20 protein-coding genes and 1 tRNA gene are annotated in these 18,729 nt (G+C 65.5%); 9 read left to right on the top strand and 12 right to left on the bottom strand.

The window, feature by feature from the left end; genetic code table 11:
• Positions 1-40: 40 nt before the first annotated feature.
• From orn to CAFEA_RS08845, 5 genes are read right to left on the bottom strand one after another with little or no spacing between them, the layout of a single operon-like run.
• Positions 41-670 carry an oligoribonuclease gene (gene orn / locus CAFEA_RS08865; RefSeq protein WP_063937865.1) on the bottom strand — a complete coding sequence of 210 codons (630 nt, stop codon included), beginning with the start codon at positions 668-670 and terminating at the stop codon, positions 41-43.
• Positions 671-1,477, bottom strand: coding sequence for a mycolate reductase (cmrA, locus tag CAFEA_RS08860; RefSeq protein WP_063937867.1), 807 nt, complete (start codon positions 1,475-1,477; stop codon positions 671-673). It lies immediately after the preceding gene.
• Positions 1,478-1,487: 10 nt separating this feature from the next.
• A complete protein-coding gene (locus CAFEA_RS08855; protein WP_063937869.1) occupies positions 1,488-1,808 on the bottom strand; it encodes a transcriptional regulator in 321 nt (106 codons plus the stop codon).
• Positions 1,805-2,245 carry a hypothetical protein gene (locus CAFEA_RS08850; protein WP_076590047.1) on the bottom strand — a complete coding sequence of 147 codons (441 nt, stop codon included), beginning with the start codon at positions 2,243-2,245 and terminating at the stop codon, positions 1,805-1,807. The genes CAFEA_RS08855 and CAFEA_RS08850 overlap by 4 nt, the downstream gene beginning before the upstream one ends.
• A 41-nt stretch (positions 2,246-2,286) precedes the next feature.
• Positions 2,287-3,669, bottom strand: a complete 1,383-nt coding sequence (locus tag CAFEA_RS08845) for an MFS transporter (protein WP_082855678.1) — start codon at positions 3,667-3,669, stop codon at positions 2,287-2,289.
• A 252-nt stretch (positions 3,670-3,921) separates the two neighbouring features.
• Between CAFEA_RS08845 and CAFEA_RS08840 the strand changes: the two genes are divergently transcribed.
• On the top strand, positions 3,922-4,110 hold the full coding sequence (locus tag CAFEA_RS08840) for a PspC domain-containing protein (protein ID WP_074431983.1): 189 nt from the start codon (positions 3,922-3,924) through the stop codon (positions 4,108-4,110).
• A gap of 20 nt (positions 4,111-4,130) precedes the next feature.
• Here the strand turns inward: CAFEA_RS08840 and CAFEA_RS08835 are convergent.
• A tRNA-Arg gene (locus tag CAFEA_RS08835) sits at positions 4,131-4,204 on the bottom strand.
• Positions 4,205-4,259: 55 nt separating this feature from the next.
• On the opposite strand from CAFEA_RS08835, the gene CAFEA_RS08830 reads away from it, so the two are divergent.
• The 5 genes from CAFEA_RS08830 (at position 4,260) to CAFEA_RS08810 (ending at position 9,883) form a co-directional block, all read left to right on the top strand.
• The gene (locus CAFEA_RS08830) at positions 4,260-6,242 is read left to right on the top strand and encodes a bifunctional copper resistance protein CopD/cytochrome c oxidase assembly protein (RefSeq protein WP_063937873.1); all 1,983 of its coding nucleotides are present in this window, start codon (positions 4,260-4,262) and stop codon (positions 6,240-6,242) included.
• 169 nt (positions 6,243-6,411) lie between these two features.
• The gene (locus CAFEA_RS08825; RefSeq protein ID WP_051106317.1) at positions 6,412-7,044 is read left to right on the top strand and encodes a single-stranded DNA-binding protein; all 633 of its coding nucleotides are present in this window, start codon (positions 6,412-6,414) and stop codon (positions 7,042-7,044) included.
• Positions 7,045-7,162: 118 nt separating this feature from the next.
• Positions 7,163-8,833, top strand: coding sequence for an energy-dependent translational throttle protein EttA (gene ettA, locus CAFEA_RS08820; protein WP_063937875.1), 1,671 nt, complete (start codon positions 7,163-7,165; stop codon positions 8,831-8,833).
• Positions 8,834-8,842: 9 nt separating this feature from the next.
• Positions 8,843-9,256: an acyl-CoA thioesterase gene (locus CAFEA_RS08815; RefSeq protein WP_034998136.1), complete on the top strand. Its 414-nt coding sequence runs from the start codon at positions 8,843-8,845 to the stop codon at positions 9,254-9,256.
• Entirely contained in the window at positions 9,257-9,883 is a 627-nt protein-coding gene (locus CAFEA_RS08810; RefSeq protein ID WP_063937877.1) for a DUF8185 domain-containing protein, read from the top strand.
• Here the strand turns inward: CAFEA_RS08810 and CAFEA_RS08805 are convergent.
• Together CAFEA_RS08805 and CAFEA_RS08800 are read right to left on the bottom strand one after the other, a co-directional pair.
• Complete coding sequence (locus tag CAFEA_RS08805) at positions 9,880-10,293, bottom strand: globin (RefSeq protein WP_063937879.1); 414 nt, start codon at positions 10,291-10,293, stop codon at positions 9,880-9,882. The two genes, CAFEA_RS08810 and CAFEA_RS08805, sit on opposite strands and share 4 nt — an antisense overlap.
• Positions 10,277-11,233 carry a mechanosensitive ion channel family protein gene (locus tag CAFEA_RS08800; RefSeq protein ID WP_063937881.1) on the bottom strand — a complete coding sequence of 319 codons (957 nt, stop codon included), beginning with the start codon at positions 11,231-11,233 and terminating at the stop codon, positions 10,277-10,279. Before CAFEA_RS08800 ends, CAFEA_RS08805 begins: the two co-directional genes overlap by 17 nt.
• Positions 11,234-11,298: 65 nt before the next feature.
• Between CAFEA_RS08800 and CAFEA_RS08795 the strand changes: the two genes are divergently transcribed.
• The gene (locus tag CAFEA_RS08795; RefSeq protein WP_063937883.1) at positions 11,299-12,441 is read left to right on the top strand and encodes a cystathionine gamma-synthase; all 1,143 of its coding nucleotides are present in this window, start codon (positions 11,299-11,301) and stop codon (positions 12,439-12,441) included.
• On the opposite strand, the gene pepN is transcribed toward CAFEA_RS08795, so the two are convergent.
• Complete coding sequence (gene pepN / locus CAFEA_RS08790; protein ID WP_063937885.1) at positions 12,428-14,821, bottom strand: aminopeptidase N; 2,394 nt, start codon at positions 14,819-14,821, stop codon at positions 12,428-12,430. The genes CAFEA_RS08795 and pepN overlap by 14 nt on opposite strands.
• A 33-nt stretch (positions 14,822-14,854) precedes the next feature.
• Between pepN and CAFEA_RS08785 the strand changes: the two genes are divergently transcribed.
• Together CAFEA_RS08785 and CAFEA_RS08780 are read left to right on the top strand one after the other, a co-directional pair.
• Positions 14,855-15,472 carry a mycothiol-dependent nitroreductase Rv2466c family protein gene (locus CAFEA_RS08785; RefSeq protein WP_063937887.1) on the top strand — a complete coding sequence of 206 codons (618 nt, stop codon included), beginning with the start codon at positions 14,855-14,857 and terminating at the stop codon, positions 15,470-15,472.
• Positions 15,473-15,477: 5 nt separating this feature from the next.
• A complete protein-coding gene (locus CAFEA_RS08780; RefSeq protein ID WP_063937889.1) occupies positions 15,478-15,945 on the top strand; it encodes a ribose-5-phosphate isomerase in 468 nt (155 codons plus the stop codon).
• A gap of 4 nt (positions 15,946-15,949) precedes the next feature.
• Here CAFEA_RS08780 and CAFEA_RS08775 read toward each other — a convergent pair whose 3' ends face one another.
• Genes CAFEA_RS08775 through CAFEA_RS08765 form a run of 3 tightly spaced genes read right to left on the bottom strand, consistent with a single transcriptional unit; the run spans position 15,950 to position 18,722 of the window.
• Positions 15,950-17,056 carry a glycosyltransferase family 2 protein gene (locus CAFEA_RS08775; RefSeq protein WP_063937891.1) on the bottom strand — a complete coding sequence of 369 codons (1,107 nt, stop codon included), beginning with the start codon at positions 17,054-17,056 and terminating at the stop codon, positions 15,950-15,952.
• Positions 17,032-17,901, bottom strand: coding sequence for a glycosyltransferase family protein (locus tag CAFEA_RS08770; protein ID WP_063937893.1), 870 nt, complete (start codon positions 17,899-17,901; stop codon positions 17,032-17,034). Before CAFEA_RS08770 ends, CAFEA_RS08775 begins: the two co-directional genes overlap by 25 nt.
• Positions 17,898-18,722, bottom strand: coding sequence for a WcbI family polysaccharide biosynthesis putative acetyltransferase (locus CAFEA_RS08765; RefSeq protein WP_063938143.1), 825 nt, complete (start codon positions 18,720-18,722; stop codon positions 17,898-17,900). Before CAFEA_RS08765 ends, CAFEA_RS08770 begins: the two co-directional genes overlap by 4 nt.
• Positions 18,723-18,729 lie beyond the last annotated feature (7 nt).

Genomic DNA, 18,729 nt, shown 5'->3' with positions numbered 1-18,729 from the left:
GTTTTTGCAGCGGGAACCACCTTAGCCCCTCACCGTGTTTTCACAAAAACGGCTGGTAGGCGTCGGTTGCGCCTGCGGCCGCATCAACGGCGGCCTCCGTATCCGGCCCGGGGGCGGGCACGAACACCGCGCGGCGGTAGTAATCCAGCTCGCGGATGGACTCCACGATGTCCGCCAGTGCGCGGTGTGCCATGCCCTTTTGCGGCTGGTTGAAGTAAGCCTTGGGGAACCAGCGGCGCGACAGCTCCTTGACCGTGGACACGTCGATCATGCGGTAGTGCAGCGCGGCGTCGAGGCGCGGCATCTGCGCCTTGATGAACGTGCGGTCGGTGGCGATCGAGTTGCCTGCAAGCGGTGCGGGGTGGGCAGGATCGCAATGCTTCTCCACGAGCTCGAGCACCGCACCTTCCGCCTCCTCGATGCTGACCGTGGACGCCTTGATGTCGTCCAGCAGCCCGTTGTCGGAGTGCATCTGGGTGACAAAGTCGTCCATTTCGGCGAGCTCGGCGTCGGTGGCGTGCACGACCAGGTCCACGCCTTCGTCGATAATGTTCAGCTCAGCGTCCGTGACCAGGGCCGCGACCTCCACGATGACGTGGCGGGAGGGATCCAGCCCTGTCATCTCCAGATCCACCCAGACGATGCGGTTGTCTTTGGCGGCGATGTCCATCTATTCCTCTCCCATCTGTGCGTAGAACTTGCCCATGATCGGCGGCAGCCACCCGCGCGGGGCGTAGTTGGAGACCACATCCATGGCCTTGGAAAGCGGGCCGGGCACGATGCGGCGACGGTTCTTGCGCATCGCGTTGATCGTGTCGGCGGCGCAGGACTCGTAAGTGGTCCATAAGAAATCCGGCACGACCTTGTCCACGATGGACTGCTCTTCTTCCGGGATGTACGCCTCGCGCACCGGGCCGGGCGCGAGCAGTGTGACGTGCACGCCGGAATCTTTGAGCTCGTAGTGCAGCGCCTCGGTGAACTGGTTCACGCCGGCCTTGGTGAACACGTAGGTGGCGTTGTTCGGGATGGGCAGGTTGCCGGCGGCGGAGCCGACGTTGCACAACGCGCCCTCGCCGCGCGGCACCATCTGGTCCAGCACCGCCTTGGTAACGCGGAACACCGCCGTGGCGTTGAGGTTGAACTGGTTCGTCTCGTACTCCCAGTCCTGGGCCATGAACGGTCCGAAGCTGGCTATGCCTGCCGAGTTCACGCAGATCGAAACAGTGCGGTTAGCGATGTGCTCAATCAGGGCGTCCACGTCGCGCGCCTTGGACAGGTCCCCGGCGAAGATTTCGACATCGATGCCGTGGGCGAGCGAGAGCTCGTCGCCAAGCTTTTGCAGTACCTCTTGGCGCCTCGCCACAAGGATGATGTTGTGGCCTTCAGCGGCGAGCTGGCGTGCGATGGCCTCGCCGATGCCTTGGCTCGCGCCGGTGATCAGCGCGAACGCGCCGGGTGCAGGTGCGGGAAAACTCATGGGGACGAATCTACCCGCCCGCGATCTCGCGCAACGCGGCCGTGTGGTTTTCAAAGGCATGCGCGCCCGTTGCGGTGAGCGTGACCCACACCGTGTCCTTCGCGCGAGTGGAGCCGTACTCGCGGAAGCGCGTGACGTAGCCGTGCTCCTCCAGCCTGTCCAGCTGCTTCGACAGGGCCGAATCCGACAGGTCGGTTTTGTCTCGCAGCGAGCTGAAGCGCATCTCGTGCCGGGACGTTTGCTTCTCGACGGCTCCCGCCCCGTACAGCGCCGCACAAATCTTCAGCCGCGCCAGGGGGTGGATGACAGGGTCGATTTTAAGGGCGCTCATCGGTTCCTGCTTTCGTGGATCATGACGGCCGTGAATATGACCGCCGTGATTACGCCGGCGATGGTCCCGCCGACCACGCTGCCCTCGGGGACCAGCCAGGTCAGCGGAAAGACGAGCATTGGAGCAAGTGCGGCGGCCCAGTTCGGCTTCGGGTCTTCCTGCAGCGGCTGCTTCATGCTCGGGCGTACGTTGCGATTGTTGTCCCAGACGACGAGCGCGATGCAGGCGACGACGATGAGTACGAACAGCACCCACCAGTACTTCCAGCCGATGATCGTGCCGGCGATCGTGACGCCGAAACTGGTGCCGAGGATGGCGTAAGCCCACGGTGGTGTGTGTTTGTGCTGGGTGTTGTGCTCGATCCCGTCGATCTGTTCGAGGGCGGCGCGGGCTTCTTCTTGGGAGATCTGCGTTTGCGGCGGCTGGTTGCTTTCCATGTACGCAAGTGTGTCACTTGCCGGCATGGAAAGCAAGGGTTTTAAATTTCGTGCATCTCCTGGTCCTTGGTCTCGTGTGCAGAGAGAATCGCCACCAGGGAAATCGCGGTGACAACCACCAGGTAGTAGCCCACCGCCTTCGGGCCGTACTGGGCGTTGAGTGCCGTCGCGATGAACGGGGCGATCGCCGCGCCCAGAATCGAGGAGACGTTGTAGGCGATGCCGGAGCCGGTGTAGCGCACGTTGGAGGGGAACAGCTCCGGCAAAATCGCCGACATCGGCCCGAAGATGAAGCCCATCAGGATCATGCCGATGAACAGGAAGACACCTAAGGAAACCATGGTGAACGTCTCCGGGTTGAGCAGCCACTTGAAGCTCAAGCCGTAGACGATGATCGCCGCGGATGTCAGACCCAGCGTCGGGCGACGGCCGTACGTGTCGGCCAAGTGCGCCGAGACCGGGATGCCCAGGATGAAGCCGAAGATGCATACCAGCTGCAGCTTGAGGAAGGTCGGGTACTCGATGCCCAGGCCCACGCCCTCTTCGGCGGAGCCGATGCCGTAGGACAAAAACCAAGTGGTCACGATGTAGAACAGTGTGTAGCAGCCGACCATGATGAACGTGCCCTGGATCAGGGGCTTCCAGGCGGTCTTGAACACTTCGGCCAACGGGGAGGCGGCCTTCTGGTCGGACTGTTCCACCTGCTGGAACACCGGGGTCTCCTCAACCTGCAGGCGCACCCACAGGCCGATAATGACCATCACGATGGACAGTAGGAACGGGATGCGCCAGCCCCATGCCATGAACGCGCCCTCGAAATCGCCGGAGGTGTGGCCCAGTACCGTGACCAGGATCAGGAACAGACCGTTGGCCAGCAGGAAACCGAACGGCGCGCCCAGCTGCGGCCACATGCCGGCCCAGGTGCGGCGGCCCTTAGCGGCTGTTTCTGTGGACAGCAAGGCCGCGCCGGACCACTCGCCGCCCAGGCCCAGACCCTGGCAAAAGCGCATCAGGGCCAGCAGCGCCGGGGCCCAGATGCCGGCCTGCGCGTAGGTGGGCAAAAGACCGATGATGAAGGTGGCGATGCCCATGGTCAGCAGCGCGCCGACCAGGGTGGCCTTGCGGCCGACCTTGTCGCCGAAGTGGCCGAACAGCACCGAGCCCAGTGGGCGGGCAATGAATGCCAGGCCAAACGTGGCAAACGATGACAAAAGGGCCACCGTGCTGGACTCCGACTTAGGGAAGAACAGGAACGGGAAGACGGCCACGGCTGCGGTGGCGTAGGCGTAGAAGTCGTAAAACTCGATCGTCGTGCCGATTGTGGACGCGATCTTGACGCGACGGCGCTCCTCCGGGGTGGTCTCCCGGAGCGCGGCGGGTGCCGCCGGTTGGGGAGTGGGGTGGTGTTCGACGCTGGTAGTCATCGCCCGTCCTTTCATTCCACTGTGCGAGATAAATATCTCATTGAATGATTGTGAATGTACCACAGTGTGAGAAATGTGTCTCAAATTCGCGGTGGGCGGGCGAATGACGTTGTTAAGCGAAGGGGTGCTCTCGTAAAAGTTGACGATCGGGGTTCGCGGACGAGAATCAACGCGCAGGTTGCAGACTTATTGCCAGCGTCTCGCTTTATGTAAAATCTTGCGAAAACCGGCAGCGCGGTACGGAGTTTCATAATGTCCCAGCGAGAAAAATGGCACCGAGTCGAAGAGGGCAAGCTCATAGCAGGGGTCTGTGCTGGAGTAGCTGAAACCTACGGAACCTCCGCCAACACGGTTAGGACCATTTACGTGATTGCCAGTCTCTGCGGGGCGCCCATGGTTATTGTCTACTTATTGCAGTGGGCTATCTACCCGCGATATTGAGTGCTCAAGGCGGCAATTTGCGCCCCCAGCAGGATTCGAACCCGCGACCAGCCGGGTAGAAACCGGATGCTCTAATCCACTGAGCTATGGGGGCAATACCGGCTGATTGTAGTTATGGCTCAGCCCAGCGCGAAAGTAGGGTATGCGGCATGAATGCACCTGCACGCACTCGCACCATTGCCCCCGCTTGGCCGCTGTATTTGGCCGCGTTCGCCATCGCGGCGGTTGTCGCAGGCGCGGTGGGGGAGGCGTTCTCGGGCGGTTCGCTCGCGGAGCTGGGCATTCCGGACCCGGGCGCGGCCACCACGGTGGGTCTCCCAGCGCTGCGCGGCGTCGCGTGGCTGCTCATGGCGCTGGCGACGGGCTCGTTTCTGCTCTCGGCTTTCCTCATCGCGCCGAAGCAGACCCAAGAGGACCTCAACGGCGCGCGCCTGACCGTGGACGGGCACCTCGCCTCGCGCACCGGCGCCCACGCCAGCGCGGGCATCGCGCTGATTGGCCTGGTCATGATTCCGCTGGTGCTTTCCGACGTCTCCGGCCAGCCCCTCAACACCGTCCTGTTCGAGGCGGCCGCGTGGTCGCAGGCGCTGGACCAAGTGGCGGACGCGCGCGTGTGGCTCATCGTCGCGGCGTTTGCGGCGGTCGTCGCGGCGTTGGGGTACGCCGCGACCAGCTGGTGGTCCCAGGTCTGGCTGTTCCTCGGCGCGATTGTGGTGGTCATGCCGATCGCGCTGACGGGCCACTCGGCCACCGGCGGCGCGCACGACTTCGGCACCAACTCGCTGATCTGGCACCTCGTGGCCATGCTGCTTTGGGTCGGCGGGCTGATGGCGCTTGTCGCACATGCTTTACGACGCGGCCCCGGCCTTCCCGCCGCCACCCAGCGCTACTCACGCATCGCGCTGTTTTCCATCCTGGCCATGGCCGTCTCTGGTGTGGTCAACGCGCTGGTGCGGGTGCGCCTAGAGGACCTGACGCAGTACAACTACGGCTGGGTGCTGATTATCAAGACCGTCGGCATCATCGTTCTCGGCATGATCGGCTTTGTCCACCGTGAGCGCACCATCCCGCAGCTTCACACCCAACCGCGCGCATTTACCCGCCTCGCCGCGGGAGAGGTGCTCATCATGGCGGCGATTTCCGGCTTGGCGGTCACGCTCGGCCGCACCCCGCCCCCGCCGCCGCTGGACCCGAACTTAACCCGCATGCAGATCCAGATGGGCTACAACCTCACCGAGCCGCTGACCTGGACCAACTGGCTGACCACCTGGCGTCCGGAGCTGTTGTTCAGCGTGATTGCGATCCTGTTGGCAGCCTATTACCTGCACCTGGTCCGCCGGGTGGAGGGGTGGCCTGTTGCGCGCACGCTGTGGTGGTTGCTGGGCTGCGCAACGCTCGTCGTCACGCTGAGCTCCGGCATGGGCATGCACATGCCCGCTTCCTACTCGGCGCACATGACGGTGCACATGATCCTGTCCATGGGCGTGCCGGTGTTTCTGGTGCTCGGCGCGCCGCTGACACTTGTGCGCGAGGCGTACCCGGCCGGCGAGTTCAACCCGCGCCTGTGGGCCGAAAGCTTTCAGCGTTCAAAGTTCCTGCGCGTGGTGACGTTCTCGCCGGTGTCCACCATCCAGTTTTTGGTGTTCTTCTACGCCATGTACGTGATCCAGCCGTTCTACGAGCTCATGATCTCCGAGCACGCCGGGCACGTGATCATGAACGCTGTGTTCCTCGTCTCCGGCTACCTCTACTTTTGGGAGCTCATCGGCCCCGACGAGATTCAAGGCCGCCCCACCGCGAAGGTGCGCCTGCTGTGGCTGTGGGTGTCCATGCCGTTCCACCTGTTCATGGGTGTCTACCTCATGCAGCTCGGCTCAGTGATGGCCGAGGATTTCTACCGCTCGCTGGAGCTGCCCTGGAACCCGGACCTGCTCAAAGTGCAGAAGGACGGCGGCGGCATCGCGTGGGCGTCCGGCTCCTTCCCGCTGGTGATCGTCTTCGGCGAGCTGTTCATCCGGTGGTGGCGCGAGGATAAGGCGGAAACGGCCGCCTCGGACCGCCGCGCGGAGGAGACCGACGACGAGGAATGGCGCCGCTACAACGAGATGCTTTCTCAAATTCATGGCCGCTAGCTGCGGATTGTGAATTTCTCAGGTTAAGTTATCCACAATTTGGCCGACCCCTTTTTCCGGTGTGTGTTTCGTGCGACTCTGCTCGCGCAGGGGGCAATTGCTTATCGACGCAAAGCTCCGCCCCCGCAACCGCACACCATCCGCACACACGCAGAAAGGGGCCAACCACATGGCCAACATCGACTACACGCTGCTCGGCAACCTCATCGCCGAGCCGCACTTCAAAACCTTCAACTCCGGCAACGCCGTGCTGCGCTTCCGCGTGGCCACCTCGGACGCGAAGAAAGAAAAGAACGACAACGGCAACGAGGTCTGGCGGGACTACAACCAGTTCTACGTCGACGTCGAGTGCTGGGGCCAGCTCGCGATCAACGCTGGCGCGTCGCTGCGCAAGGGCTTCCCGGTGATTGTCATCGGCAAGCTTGTCCACGAGTACTGGGAAGGCAAAGACGACAAGGGCGAGCCGGTCCTGCGGTCCAAGACCATGGTCAAAGCACGCCATGTGGCGTTCGATCTCGCGCGCTACCAGGTCAACTCGGTGCGCACGTCAGTCTCCGGCAACACGCTCGAAGGCCACGAGATGCCTCAGGCGATGGACGCCAAGGCGCTGAACAGGAAGCTCAACGGCGAGGAAGACGACAACCCCGAGCCGGAGAGCGGCTGGGATAGCCTGTCGGACACTCCGGCGGTGGAAGAGCACCGCGTCAGCGCAGAGGACGTCGACGGGGTGAGCCGCACCGACGCCGACACCGACACAGACACGGAAGGCGAGGAGCTCGCCGCCGCCGGCGCGCCCTTCTAATTTTGGTGCTTTTGCCCCGCCGCTTCCAGCGCGCTTTGGAAGCGGCGGGGCGCGCGTGCGCGTGATGTACCCTAAGTGCGGTATTCACCTCCGCACTCACCAACAAAGGGGATTCGTAGTGGCTGAGTTCATCTACACGATGAAAAACGTCCGCCGAGCCATCGGCGAGAAGGTCATCCTGGACAACGTCACCATGGCGTTTTACCCGGGCGCAAAGATCGGCGTCGTGGGCCCGAACGGCGCCGGTAAGTCGTCGCTGCTGAAGATCATGGCCGGCATCGACCAGCCGAACAACGGCGAGGCGTTCCTCCAGCCGGGCGCGTCCGTGGGCATCCTTTTGCAGGAGCCGCCGCTGAACGAGGAAAAGACCGTGCGCGGCAACGTCGAGGAAGGCCTCGGCGAGCTGTTTGAGAAAAAGCAGCGCTTCGAGGCCATCGCCGAGGAAATGGCGACGAACTACTCCGACGAGCTCATGGAGGAAATGGGCAAGCTGCAGGAAGAGCTCGACGCGGCCGACGCGTGGGAAATCGACTCCAAGATCGAGCAGGCCATGGAGGCCCTTCGCTGCCCGCCTTCCGACGCACCGGTGACCAACCTGTCCGGTGGCGAGCGCCGTCGAGTAGCACTTGCGAAACTGCTGCTGAGCGAACCGGACCTGCTGCTCCTCGACGAGCCCACCAACCACCTCGACGCCGAAAGTGTCCTGTGGCTGGAGAGGCACCTGCAGACCTACCCGGGTGCTGTGCTGGCCATTACCCACGACCGCTACTTCCTGGACAACGTCGCCGAGTGGATCTGCGAGGTCGACCGCGGCAAGCTCTACCCGTACGAGGGCAACTACTCCACCTACCTGGAGAAGAAGGCCGAGCGCCTCGAGGTCGCCGGCAAGAAGGACCAGAAGCTGCAGAAGCGCCTGAAGAAGGAACTGGACTGGGTCCGCTCTTCCGCGAAGGCCCGCCAGGCCAAGAACAAGGCCCGTCTGGAGCGCTACGAGGAGATGGCGGCAGAGGCCGAGCAGTACCGCAAGCTCGACTTCGAAGAAATCCAGATCCCCACCCCGCCGCGCCTGGGCAACAAGGTCGTCGAGGTGGAGAACCTGAACAAGGGCTTCGACGGCCGCGTGCTGATCAAGGACCTGTCGTTCACCCTGCCGCGCAACGGCATCGTCGGCGTGATCGGCCCCAACGGTGTGGGCAAGTCCACGCTGTTCAAGACCATCGTGGGCCTCGAGGAAGCCGATTCCGGCTCCGTGGAGGTCGGCGACACCGTCAAGATCTCCTACGTTGACCAGAACCGCGAAAACATCAACCCGGAGGAGACCGTCTGGGAGGTCGTCTCCGACGGCCTGGACTACATCCACGTCGGCCAGAACGAAATGCCGTCGCGCGCCTACCTGTCCGCCTTCGGCTTCAAGGGCCCGGACCAGCAGAAGCCGTCCAAGGTGCTCTCCGGCGGCGAGCGCAACCGCCTGAACCTGGCGCTGACGCTGAAGCAGGGCGGCAACCTGATCCTGCTGGACGAGCCGACCAACGACCTCGACGTCGAAACGCTCGGCTCGCTGGAAAACGCGCTGCAGGCCTTCCCGGGCTGTGCCGTGGTGATCTCGCACGACCGCTGGTTCCTGGACCGCACCTGTACCCACATCCTGGCCTGGGAGGGCAACGTGGAAGAGGGCAAGTGGTTCTGGTTCGAGGGCAACTTCGGCGACTACGAGGCCAACAAGGTCGAGCGCCTCGGCGAGGAAGCCGCGAAGCCGTCGCGCGTCACCCACCGCAAGCTCACCCGATAGGAGTACCCCATGGCTGAGCCGAACAGGATCCACGTCCACACTATCCCGGTGCGCTGGAGCGACTTCGACCGCTACGGGCACGTGACCAACTCCGCCTACATCGAGCTCGCCCAGGAGGCGCGCCTGGCGTTCGCCCAGGAGTTCTTCTTCTCCCAGGGCCACGAGTTCGTGGTGTTCGTGCGCCGCCTCGAGGTGGACTACGTCCGCCCGATCCTGCCCAACACCACGGCGGTGACGGTGGAGACGCAGGTGGCCAACGTGGGCAACACGTCGTTCACCACCCGCCAGGAGATCAAGGACGCGCAGGGCAAGGTCTGCTGCGTGATCGAGTGCGTGCAGGTCACGGTGGATACCACCACGACCTCGCCGCGCGAGATCACGCAGAAGGAGATCGGCATCCTGTCGCAGACTGCCGGGGCGTAAGTGGTCGCGGTTCGGATTGAGCGCGGCGCGCGCGGGCTTACCGCGCTACTTTCGCGTGCGCTCGCGCTAGATGCCCAGGCGAGCGCGCGCATCCAGGAGGTGGGCGAGGGCCAGCTCGACGTCTTCGTCACCACGCCGTTTGATGCCATTGCTTCTCGACGCACCTCCGGCTCCACCACCCACCCCGGCGCCACCGTCAGCGCCCGCGCCATGCTCGACGCGTTAAAGGCTGGCGCAGCCGAGGTCGGCCCCGCACGCGACGCCGCCTGGCCCGGGGCCCTGCCGCCGGCCAGCGGCTTCATCGCGCGCGAGGAGGTACCCATCGGCGTTGCCCGCCGCTTGGCGGACGAGGGCCGCAACCTGGCGCGGCAATTCTCCGGCCCGGCCGGCCCACCCCGCTCACTTCTCGACGGGGTAGTGCTCACCGCCGACGCCGACAGCGACGCACCGGTGGAGATCCCCATGCGGATGATCTTCGCCTGCACCGCACTGGGGCTGATCCCCGGCTTCGAAGCCCCCGCCGAGATCCCGCGCCATATGCGCGTCGCTACCTCCGGCAGCTGGGTGCGCCTAGACGCGCCGTTCGGCTCCGTCTACCGCAGCACCCGCCCCAATCTGCTGTTCTAGTAGGCGCGCGGGCCCTGGTTGATCATCATGTATGCCACGCGCTGCATGTGGTTCCACATCTGGGCGCGGTAGGCGGGCGGGAGCTCGTCGTCAGAAAACTGCTCCATGGAATTGCCCATGAGCTCAAGCCAACGGTCCGCCTCGGCCTCGCCGATGGCGAACGGGAGGTGGCGCTTGCGCAGCATCGGGTTGCCGCGCTTTTCCTGGAAGAGGCGGGGGCCGCCCCAGTACTGCACCAAGAACCAGCGCAGGCGGTCCTGCGCGCCGTCCCAATCCTGGTCCGGGTACATCGGGCCGATGAGGTCGTCCTTTTTGACCTGGGTGTAAAAGCCTTTGACGAGGCGGTGGAAGAACGGGTCGCCACCGACGGCGTCGTAAAGCGTTTGCTCCTGCTTAGGACCGATTTCCATTGTTCTCCTTCATCTCTACAAGCACAGAATCCATCGCCGTGAGCACCACGTCCTGCTCGTGCAGCGCCGCGAGGATCCGGTGGTTCAAGTGGCGCGCCACGCCCCACTGCTCGCCCGGCATCGTGGTCACGGCAAGGCGGAAGGACACGTACGTCGGGTTGAACTCGCTGGGGCCAAGCATGGTCGGGGAGCCCATGACCACATCGCGTATCTCCGGGTCCTGACACGCCGCCACCGCCGTGTCCTCGATGACGCGCGACACCTTGTCCGGGTTTGCCATGACAGACACCGGGATCTGCAGGCGCGCCGTGGAAAAACGGGCGGAATGGTTACCCACCAGGTTGATGTCGCCGTTGCGCACATGCCACAGGGCGCCGTCGATGTCGCGCAGCGTGGTAATCCGCAGCGACATCTCCTCCACCTCGCCCACTACATCGCCGACCTGGATGGTGTCGCCGACGCCGAACTGGTTCTCAATGAGAATGAACATGCCGGAGAAGAAGTCCTTCACCAGCGACTGTGCGCCAAAACCGATAGCCACGCCAACCACGCCGGCGGAAGCGATCAGCGGCGCGACGTTCACGCCAAGCTGATCCAGCACCGCCAGAGCCGCCCACGTCCAGATCACAATCGCGGCCACAGACCGGCCCACGTTGCCCAGTGTTTTCATGCGTTGCGCGCGGCGGGCTTCCTGTGCGCGGGACTGGAGAGTGTCGTCCACCTCCGGCGTGATCAAGGGCGTGCGCTCAATGCCGTGGCGTGTGGCGCGGTTGATTACTTTGCGCGCCACCCAGCTCAGCACCAGCGCCACGATGAGGATCAGCAGGATTTTCAGGGGGCGTTCCACCATGAGTTCGTGGGTGGCTGGGTCGTTCCACCAGTTGGTGACGCCGTCGACGGCGTCGTCGACCTTTTCGACAGTTTCTGTTTGCGCTTTCATCGGGTCCCGAGTCTAGTGCATAAAAATGAAGCCTTAGTGAACCGCTTGGTCTACTGTCTGCAGACATGACTGGATTTGCTACCGACGCCATTCACGCCGGCTACGAACCCGACAGCCTGTACGGGCCGATCAACACGCCGATCTACGCCTCCACCACCTTCGCCCAGGACGGGCTGGCTCAGCTGCGCGGCGGCTACGAGTACACCCGCGTGGGCAACCCCACCGTCACCGCCTTAGAAAAGGCCGTCGCCGCTTTGGAGGGCGCCGAGTACGCCGTCGCGTACTCCTCGGGCATGGCGGCTATCGACGTCATCCTGCGCATCCTGCTCAAACCCGGCGACCACATCGTCGTGTCCAACGACGCCTACGGCGGCACCTACCGCCTGATCCAGCAGGTGTTCACGCAGTGGGGCGTGGAAAACACCGTGGTGGACATGACCAACCCGGAAGAAGTCGCCGCCGCCGTGCAGGACAACACCAAGGCCATCTGGGTGGAAACGCCGACGAACCCGATGCTGGACATCGTGGACATCGAGGCGATCGCGGCCGTGAAGCAGCAGGCCGCGCTGGTGGTGGACAACACCTTCGCCTCCCCGTACCTGCAAAAGCCGTTCGAGCTCGGGGCGGATGTGGTGGTGCACTCCACCACGAAGTACATCGGCGGCCACTCGGACGTCGTCGGCGGCATCGTCTGCGGCGACGATTCCCGCGTGCCCGGCTTTCACGAGCAGCTGCGCTTCTTCTTCGGCTGGGTCGGCGCGAACCCGTCGCCGTTCGACACCTACCTCACCGGCCGCGGCCTGAAGACGCTGTCGGTGCGCATGGATAAGCACTGCGACAACGCGGAGGCCGTCGCAAAGTTTCTCGACGCCCAGCCGCAGGTCGCCCGCGTGTGCTACCCGGGCCTTGAAACCCACCCCGCCCACGACGTCGCGGCGAAGCAGATGACCCGCTTCGGCGGCATGGTCTCCGTGCTGTTCCAGACCACCGAGCAGGCCAAAGCCTTCTGCAAGTCCACCAAGCTGTTCTGCCTGGCGGAGTCCCTTGGCGGCGTGGAGAGCCTGCTCGAGCACCCCGCCACCATGACGCACGTTTCCGTCGCCGGTTCCGCGCTCGAGGTGCCGGGCGAGCTCGTGCGCATCTCGGTGGGCATCGAGGAGGAGGCCGACCTCATCGCCGACCTCGAGCAGGCGCTTACGCGCTTGTAGCGTCGACCTCGCGGTTGCGCACCGCGCGGGCGATGCGGTCCTGGCCCTCGGCGATGACGCGCTTCAACCCGGCCGGGGCGTCCCCACCCAGCAGCGCATTTGCCTTGTCCACGGCCGCCGCGGTGACATCCCAGCGCGGGTACATGCCCTCGAGGGTGCGCTGCGCCATCTCGTTGGTGAGGCGATCCCACAGCGCAGGGGCTTGGCGGAAGTACTCGTCGGTCAGGCCCTCGAGCCCGTCGTAGGTGAACGTCAGGCCGTCCATGAGGTAGCGGGCTTCGAGGTTGGTCAGGTCGTCTTCGACGAGCTTCTGCCAAGCCCATCGCTTATCGACGACAGCTCTCGCCCGCAAACGTGAAATCGCGCCCTCCGACGTGTTGTCCTGCTCCTTCTCCGCCGCTTCCAGTGGCAGGGCGCCGGCGGCGATGAGGTTGGTGATGGCCAGCCAGCGCACCTCCTGGTTATCCGAGCGCTCAAGCAGCTCCTTGAAGTACGTGACGGTGTCCTCGGTGGGGGTCAGGCGTGCCAGCGCGCGGTCGAAGATGGCGGCCGGCTGCGCGCCGCGGAAGGCGGCGTTGAGCAAGTCCATGCCCTCGCCCTGCCAGGCGGGGTCGACGTACTGGCGCACCGCCTGCGTTGCCTGCGCCAGCAGGCGCTCCTGCACACTCGGGTGTGTTTCGCTTGGGGCGTGGGCGGCGACCAGCTTCACAAACTCGCGGGCGGCCAGCTCGCCGTCGCGCACCGACTCCCACAGCGACGACCAAATCACAGTCCGCGCCAACGGATCCTCGATCTCGCCGATGTGCTCCAGCGCAAACTTTTGGTGCTCCGGCGTCAGGCGCATCTTGGCGTAGGTCAGATCGTCGTCGTTGACAATCGCCAGGTCGTGTTCGACGCCGGCGAGCTCCGGGAGTTCGGTGCGTTCGCCGTCGATGTCGGTCTCGATCTGCTTGACGCGGGTGACGGAGGCGTCGATTAGCTTGTAGAGCCCCACGCGCACACGGTGCGGGCGCGGATCCTCCTGCAGCACCGCAAAGCCCTCGCCGATCTCCGGGCGCAGCGTCGACGGGCCCGTGGTGCGCAGCCACTTTTCCGCCCAGCCCGACAGGTCACGGCCCGACGCCTCCTCGAGCGCGCCCAGCAGGTCGTCGAAGGTGGCGTTGGAGTAGGCGTGGTTGTCGAAGTGGCGCCGCACCCCTGCGAAGAACTCCTCGTAGCCCACGTACGCCTGCAGCTGCTTCAGCACGCTGGCACCCTTCGCGTAGGTGATGCCGTCGAAGTTCTGCTCCGCGGTCTCAATGTCCGGCGCGTCCGCCGCGATCGGGTGCGTCGACGGCAGCTGGTCCTGCTGGTACGCCCACGCCTTCTCCACGGACGCGAAAGTGGTCCACGCATCCGCGTACTCGCCGATCGCCGTCTGCGCGGTGGCCGCGGACCAGGTGGCGAACGACTCGTTGAGCCACAGGTCGTCCCACCACTGCATGGTCACCAGGTCGCCGAACCACATGTGTGCCATCTCGTGCAAGATGGTGTCGTTGCGGCGCTCCAGGCGGTACGGGGTGGGCTCGGAGGTGAACACGTACTCGTCGCGGTAGGTCACGCACCCGACGTGCTCCATCGCGCCCATGTTGTACTCCGGGCAGAACACCTGGTCGTACTTGTCGCCGAACGGGTAAGTGCGCCCGAAGTTGGCGTGGTAGAAGTCGAAGCCGTCCTTGGTCTGGCGGAACAGGCGCTCCGAATCCATGTGGGGGATCAGGCTGGCGCGCGCGTACAGGCCGAGCTCGATCGTCCTGCCGTCGCCGGCGTCGTAGGTGTCGGAGATGCGCTCGAACTCGCCGGCGCAGATGGCGATGAGGTAGGTCGACAGCGGGTAGTCGATCACCGTGGTCCAGGTGGAGGTGCCGTCGCCGTTGCCTGTGCGGGTGGCGGCTTCGTTGAGGATCACCGTGTAGCGCTCCGGCGCCTTCACGCTGACCTTGTAGGTGGCCTTCAAATCCGGCTGGTCGAAGCCGGCGAACACCTTCATCGCCATCGCCGGCTCGAACTGGGTGTACAGGTAGTCCTTGCCATCCACCGGGTCGGTGAACTTGTGCAGGCCCTCGCCGGTGCGGTTGTAGGCGTCGTGGGAGGTGACGACCAGGGTGTGGGCGCCGTCGTCAAGCGAAAGCTCCCGGCCCGTCTCGTCGCCGTCGAGGGTGGCCTCGAACCCGGCCGCGACCAGGTCGAAGTGGGTCGTGCCCGCCTTCGAATCGAAATGGACGGTGCTTACAGTGGTGAACTCGTCCGCCCCGGTGATGTCCACGGCGATGTCGTAGCGGACGTTCGAAATCAGTTCAGCGCGCGCCTGCGCGTCCTTGCGAGTCAAATTTGTCTTCATCTGCCCCAACCTACACGCGCTATTGTGGGCGCCATGACGGAACAAGTGACTTTTTGGTTCGACGTATCCTGCCCGTTCGCATGGCAGACCTCCCGCTGGATGAAGGAAGTGGAAAAGGTCCGCGACATCGAGATCGAGTGGGTGCCCATGTCGCTCGCAGTGCTCAACGACGGCCGCGACATCCCCGACGACTACGCCGCCATGATGGAGGCCAACTGGGGCCCGGCGCGCGTGTTCGCGAAGGTCAAGGAAGAGCAGGCCGAGAAGGTCGACGAGCTGTACACCGCGATGGGCGAGCTGATCCACGCCGGTGGCGAAGGTGGCAAGAAGGGCCACGGCGCCTACGACGAGATCATCGCCAAGGCGCTTGACGCCGTCGGCCTGCCCGAGCATTTCGCCGAGGTGGCCAACACGTCCGACTGTGACGACCTGCTGCGCGGCTTCCACGCCTCCGCCATGGACGCCGTCGGCGACGACGTGGGCACCCCGGTGGTTGCGTTGAACGGCACCGCGTTTTTCGGCCCCGTGATCACGCGTGTGCCGGAGGGCGAAGAGGCGGGCAAGCTGTTTGACCACGCCGTCGGCCTGGCCGAGTTCCCGTACTTCTTCGAACTCAAGCGCACCCGCACGGAGATGCCCCAGGTACGCTAAACGCCATGCGTATTTACCTTGGAGCAGACCACGCCGGATTCGAGCGCAAGAACCAGATCAAGGCCCACCTTCAGGCCCAGGGCCACGAGGTGACCGACTGCGGCGCCCACGAGTACGACGCCGCGGACGACTACCCGGCGTTTTGCATCGCCGCGGCTGAGGCCGTGGTCAACGATCCGGGTTCGCTGGGCATCGTGCTCGGCGGCTCCGGCAACGGCGAGCAGATCGCCGCGAACAAGGTCAAGGGTGCGCGCTGCGCCCTGGCGTGGTCGGAAGAGACCGCGAAACTCGCCCGCGAGCACAACAACGCGCAGCTCATCGGCATCGGCGGCCGCATGCACACCGAGGAAGAAGCGCTCGCAATTGTCGACGCCTTCGTGTCCCAGCCGTGGAGCGAAGAGGAACGCCACCAGCGCCGCATCGACATCCTCGCCGAGTACGAGCGCACCGGGGTTGCCCCCGAGCTGCCGTAGCGTGTCACCAGCCGGCGAAGTAGCGCTCCAGCTGCAGCGGGCCCGCCACCGGCGTGAGCCCGATGTCCTCGGGGTGCGCCGTGGCCGGCTCCATTCCCAGCGCGGCGGCGCGCCTTGTGCGCACCACCGTGCCGTCGGGGGAGAGCACGTACTCCACCGCCAGCAGCGCGTCCATGTTCTGCGGCGCCCAGCCCGCACCGACGGCGATGTTGACCCGCGCCTCAACCTCGTCGGTGCCCACGCGCGGGTCGTTGGCGAACAGCGCCGGCACCTCTGCCACGCGCACGTACGCGCCGACCTTTAGCCACTCCGCGATGACAAGCTCGCGCACCCCCTCGCCGTCCAAATCCGGGACCTCCACCTGCATGTCGAAGGTGTCGAAGATGACCCCGTCCGGGCGCGCCAGAGGGTGAGTCACGCGCCGGGCCAGCGCCAGCGACTCGGCGTTTTTGACGGCGGTGGCGGCCGCCGGGTCGTCGTAACGCTGCCCGAAGTCCTCCTCCGCGTGGTGCGCGACGGCCGCCGGCTCGTGCACGAAGCTCGCGCCTGCGTTCCACGCACGGAAGCCGAACTCCCAGTCCTCGCCGCCGTAGCCGACAAGCGTGCCGTCGAAGCCGCCGACCGCGTCGAAGAACTCTCGCGAACACGTCAGCACCGCGGAGATGATGTAGCGCCAGGAGCTGTGGTCGGCGTCGCGGAGGTTGGCGGTGGCGGACCAGGCGTCGATAAGCCATTGCGGTTCGGTGTCCTCGGCGCCGGTGCGGCGCGCGCCTACGACCACCGCCCGCGCATCCCCCACGATGTGCGGCACGACCGCCGAGAGGTAGCCGGGCTCGGGCACGGTGTCGGCGTCGAGAAACGCGAGCACCTCGCCGCGCGCGGCATCCGCGCCCAGGTTGCGCGCCGCGGCCGCCCGGAAGCCCTTGTCCTCCTGGCGCACCACGCGCACGCCCTCGATCGCGGGTGGTTCGGTGGAGCCGTCGTCGGCGACGATGATCTCCACCTCGCCCGCGTAGTCCTGCGCCCGCACCGCCGCGACGACCCGCTCGAGCGCTTCCGTGTCGTTGTAGTGCGGGATGACCACGCTCACATCAGGCCAGCGAAACGCCATGTTTCCTCCCACAGTTGCGCGACTTCGGCCCTTCCGTAGCGCGGCGGGGCCATCTGTTCGGGCTCATGCCTATCGACGGCGTCGCGCCAGCCCCCATCTCCCACCAGCGTGACGCGACCGGGCAGCCACGCGTCGATCTCGCGGGCGTAGTCGGAATCGCGCACCAGCACGGTGCGGCCCGCGCCCAGCCATGCCATCAGCGAGCCAGAGGCGGAGAAGTGGCGGTGCGGGCACACGGGGTGGGCGATGCGGCCCATCTCCTGAGCGAGCTGGGCGTCGGTGAGCCAGCCGGTGAGTTCGGCGTGGCGCGCAAGGCGTTTCGCCCAGTCCTCGTGGCCCTTCGAGACCGCGCCGAGGAAGCGCAGTCGGCTATCCGGCAGCGCTTCGATGAGGTCCTCGTGGCCCTTGCCGGGGTAGAGGAAGCCCAGCACGCCGACGGTTCCTTCCTCGGGGTTGAAGGGGGAGTCGATCACCGGGATGGGCAGGCGGATCACGGACGTTTCGGCGTCGAAGAAGGACGCCTCGTGGTTGGAGTTGACCACCGCGACGTCCGCCTTCTCGACGAGCTCGCGGTAGACGCGTGCGCGGCGTTCGTAGCGCTCGGCACCCTCCTCGGGCTGGGGGATGTCGTGCAGGCTCACGGACAGCGGGCCGTCGATGCGCGCAAGCAGGCGCTCGGCGGTGTCGCCGAAGAGGTGGTCGGTGAACGTGACGTGGACGGGGCCGGTGAGCGGGGAGTTGCCGAATGTCTCTTCCCGGATCACCTCGGCTGCGGTGGCGCGGGCGAGCCCGAGGGCGTACTCGGTCACCCCGTGGCCCGCGGGGCCGACGATGAGATGTTTCATGCAAGCAACCCTAGATTCGCAATGCGTTCCGCGTGACGCTGCAACCCATGAGCGACAAGCGCCGGGCGCCCACGGTAGAACTCCAGTTGCGCGGCGCGGATCTCGTCGGCGTCGATGACCCCGCCGCCGCGCTCGCGCCACTGATCGCGGCCTGTCACCGTAACCCCCAACGATGCAGCCGCCGCGGCGTCGACGGGTGCGTCGAGCCCGCCGAGCATTTCGTAGTCCGGCGGCGAGGGCTCGTCGGAAAGCCCAAGCTCTTGAAGTACCCGTGACGCCATGAACGCAAGGGTGGCGTTGTCGGGGTGGTTGACGGTGTGCCACACCGGGTTGGTCTTAAGATAGTCCGACACCACAACCGTGCCGTGGGCCTGCTCGCGGCGCCGGATCTGCTCGACGGACATGTCGGCGGCGCGGCGCAACGCATCCGGCGACGGCGCCGCGGCCGGGGCGTACCCCGCGGCCGCAACCAGCGTGCGCAGGTCGTGGTACGGCACCACCGGCGGGTTCAACGACGGATCATCAGGGTCGCGGATGATGGCCTGGTAGGGCATGAGCCCGTCGAAACGCAGCACCGGCACGACCACCCGCCGCGCCGACGAGCGAAGCTGCCGGGTGCCCACGGGCAGGCCGCGGTAGTTGTCGCGGATCGGCTGGGTGACTAACACGTCGGCGCGGGCGACGAGGTCCAAAAACCACCCCATGTCCGCCGCTTCAAGCTCGTGGACCGGGGCGATGCGCTCGCCGGTGAAGTGTCCGGTGGACATGAGCAGTTTGCGGGTGGACTCCGCTTGGCAGTTACCGACGACAACAAGCAGCATGCCAACA

Origin of the sequence: Corynebacterium afermentans subsp. afermentans (assembly GCF_030408355.1) — a bacterium.
GTDB lineage: Bacteria > Actinomycetota > Actinomycetes > Mycobacteriales > Mycobacteriaceae > Corynebacterium > Corynebacterium afermentans.
Note: the sequence above shows the minus strand (reverse complement) of the source record. Positions and strands in the feature narration are given on the sequence as shown.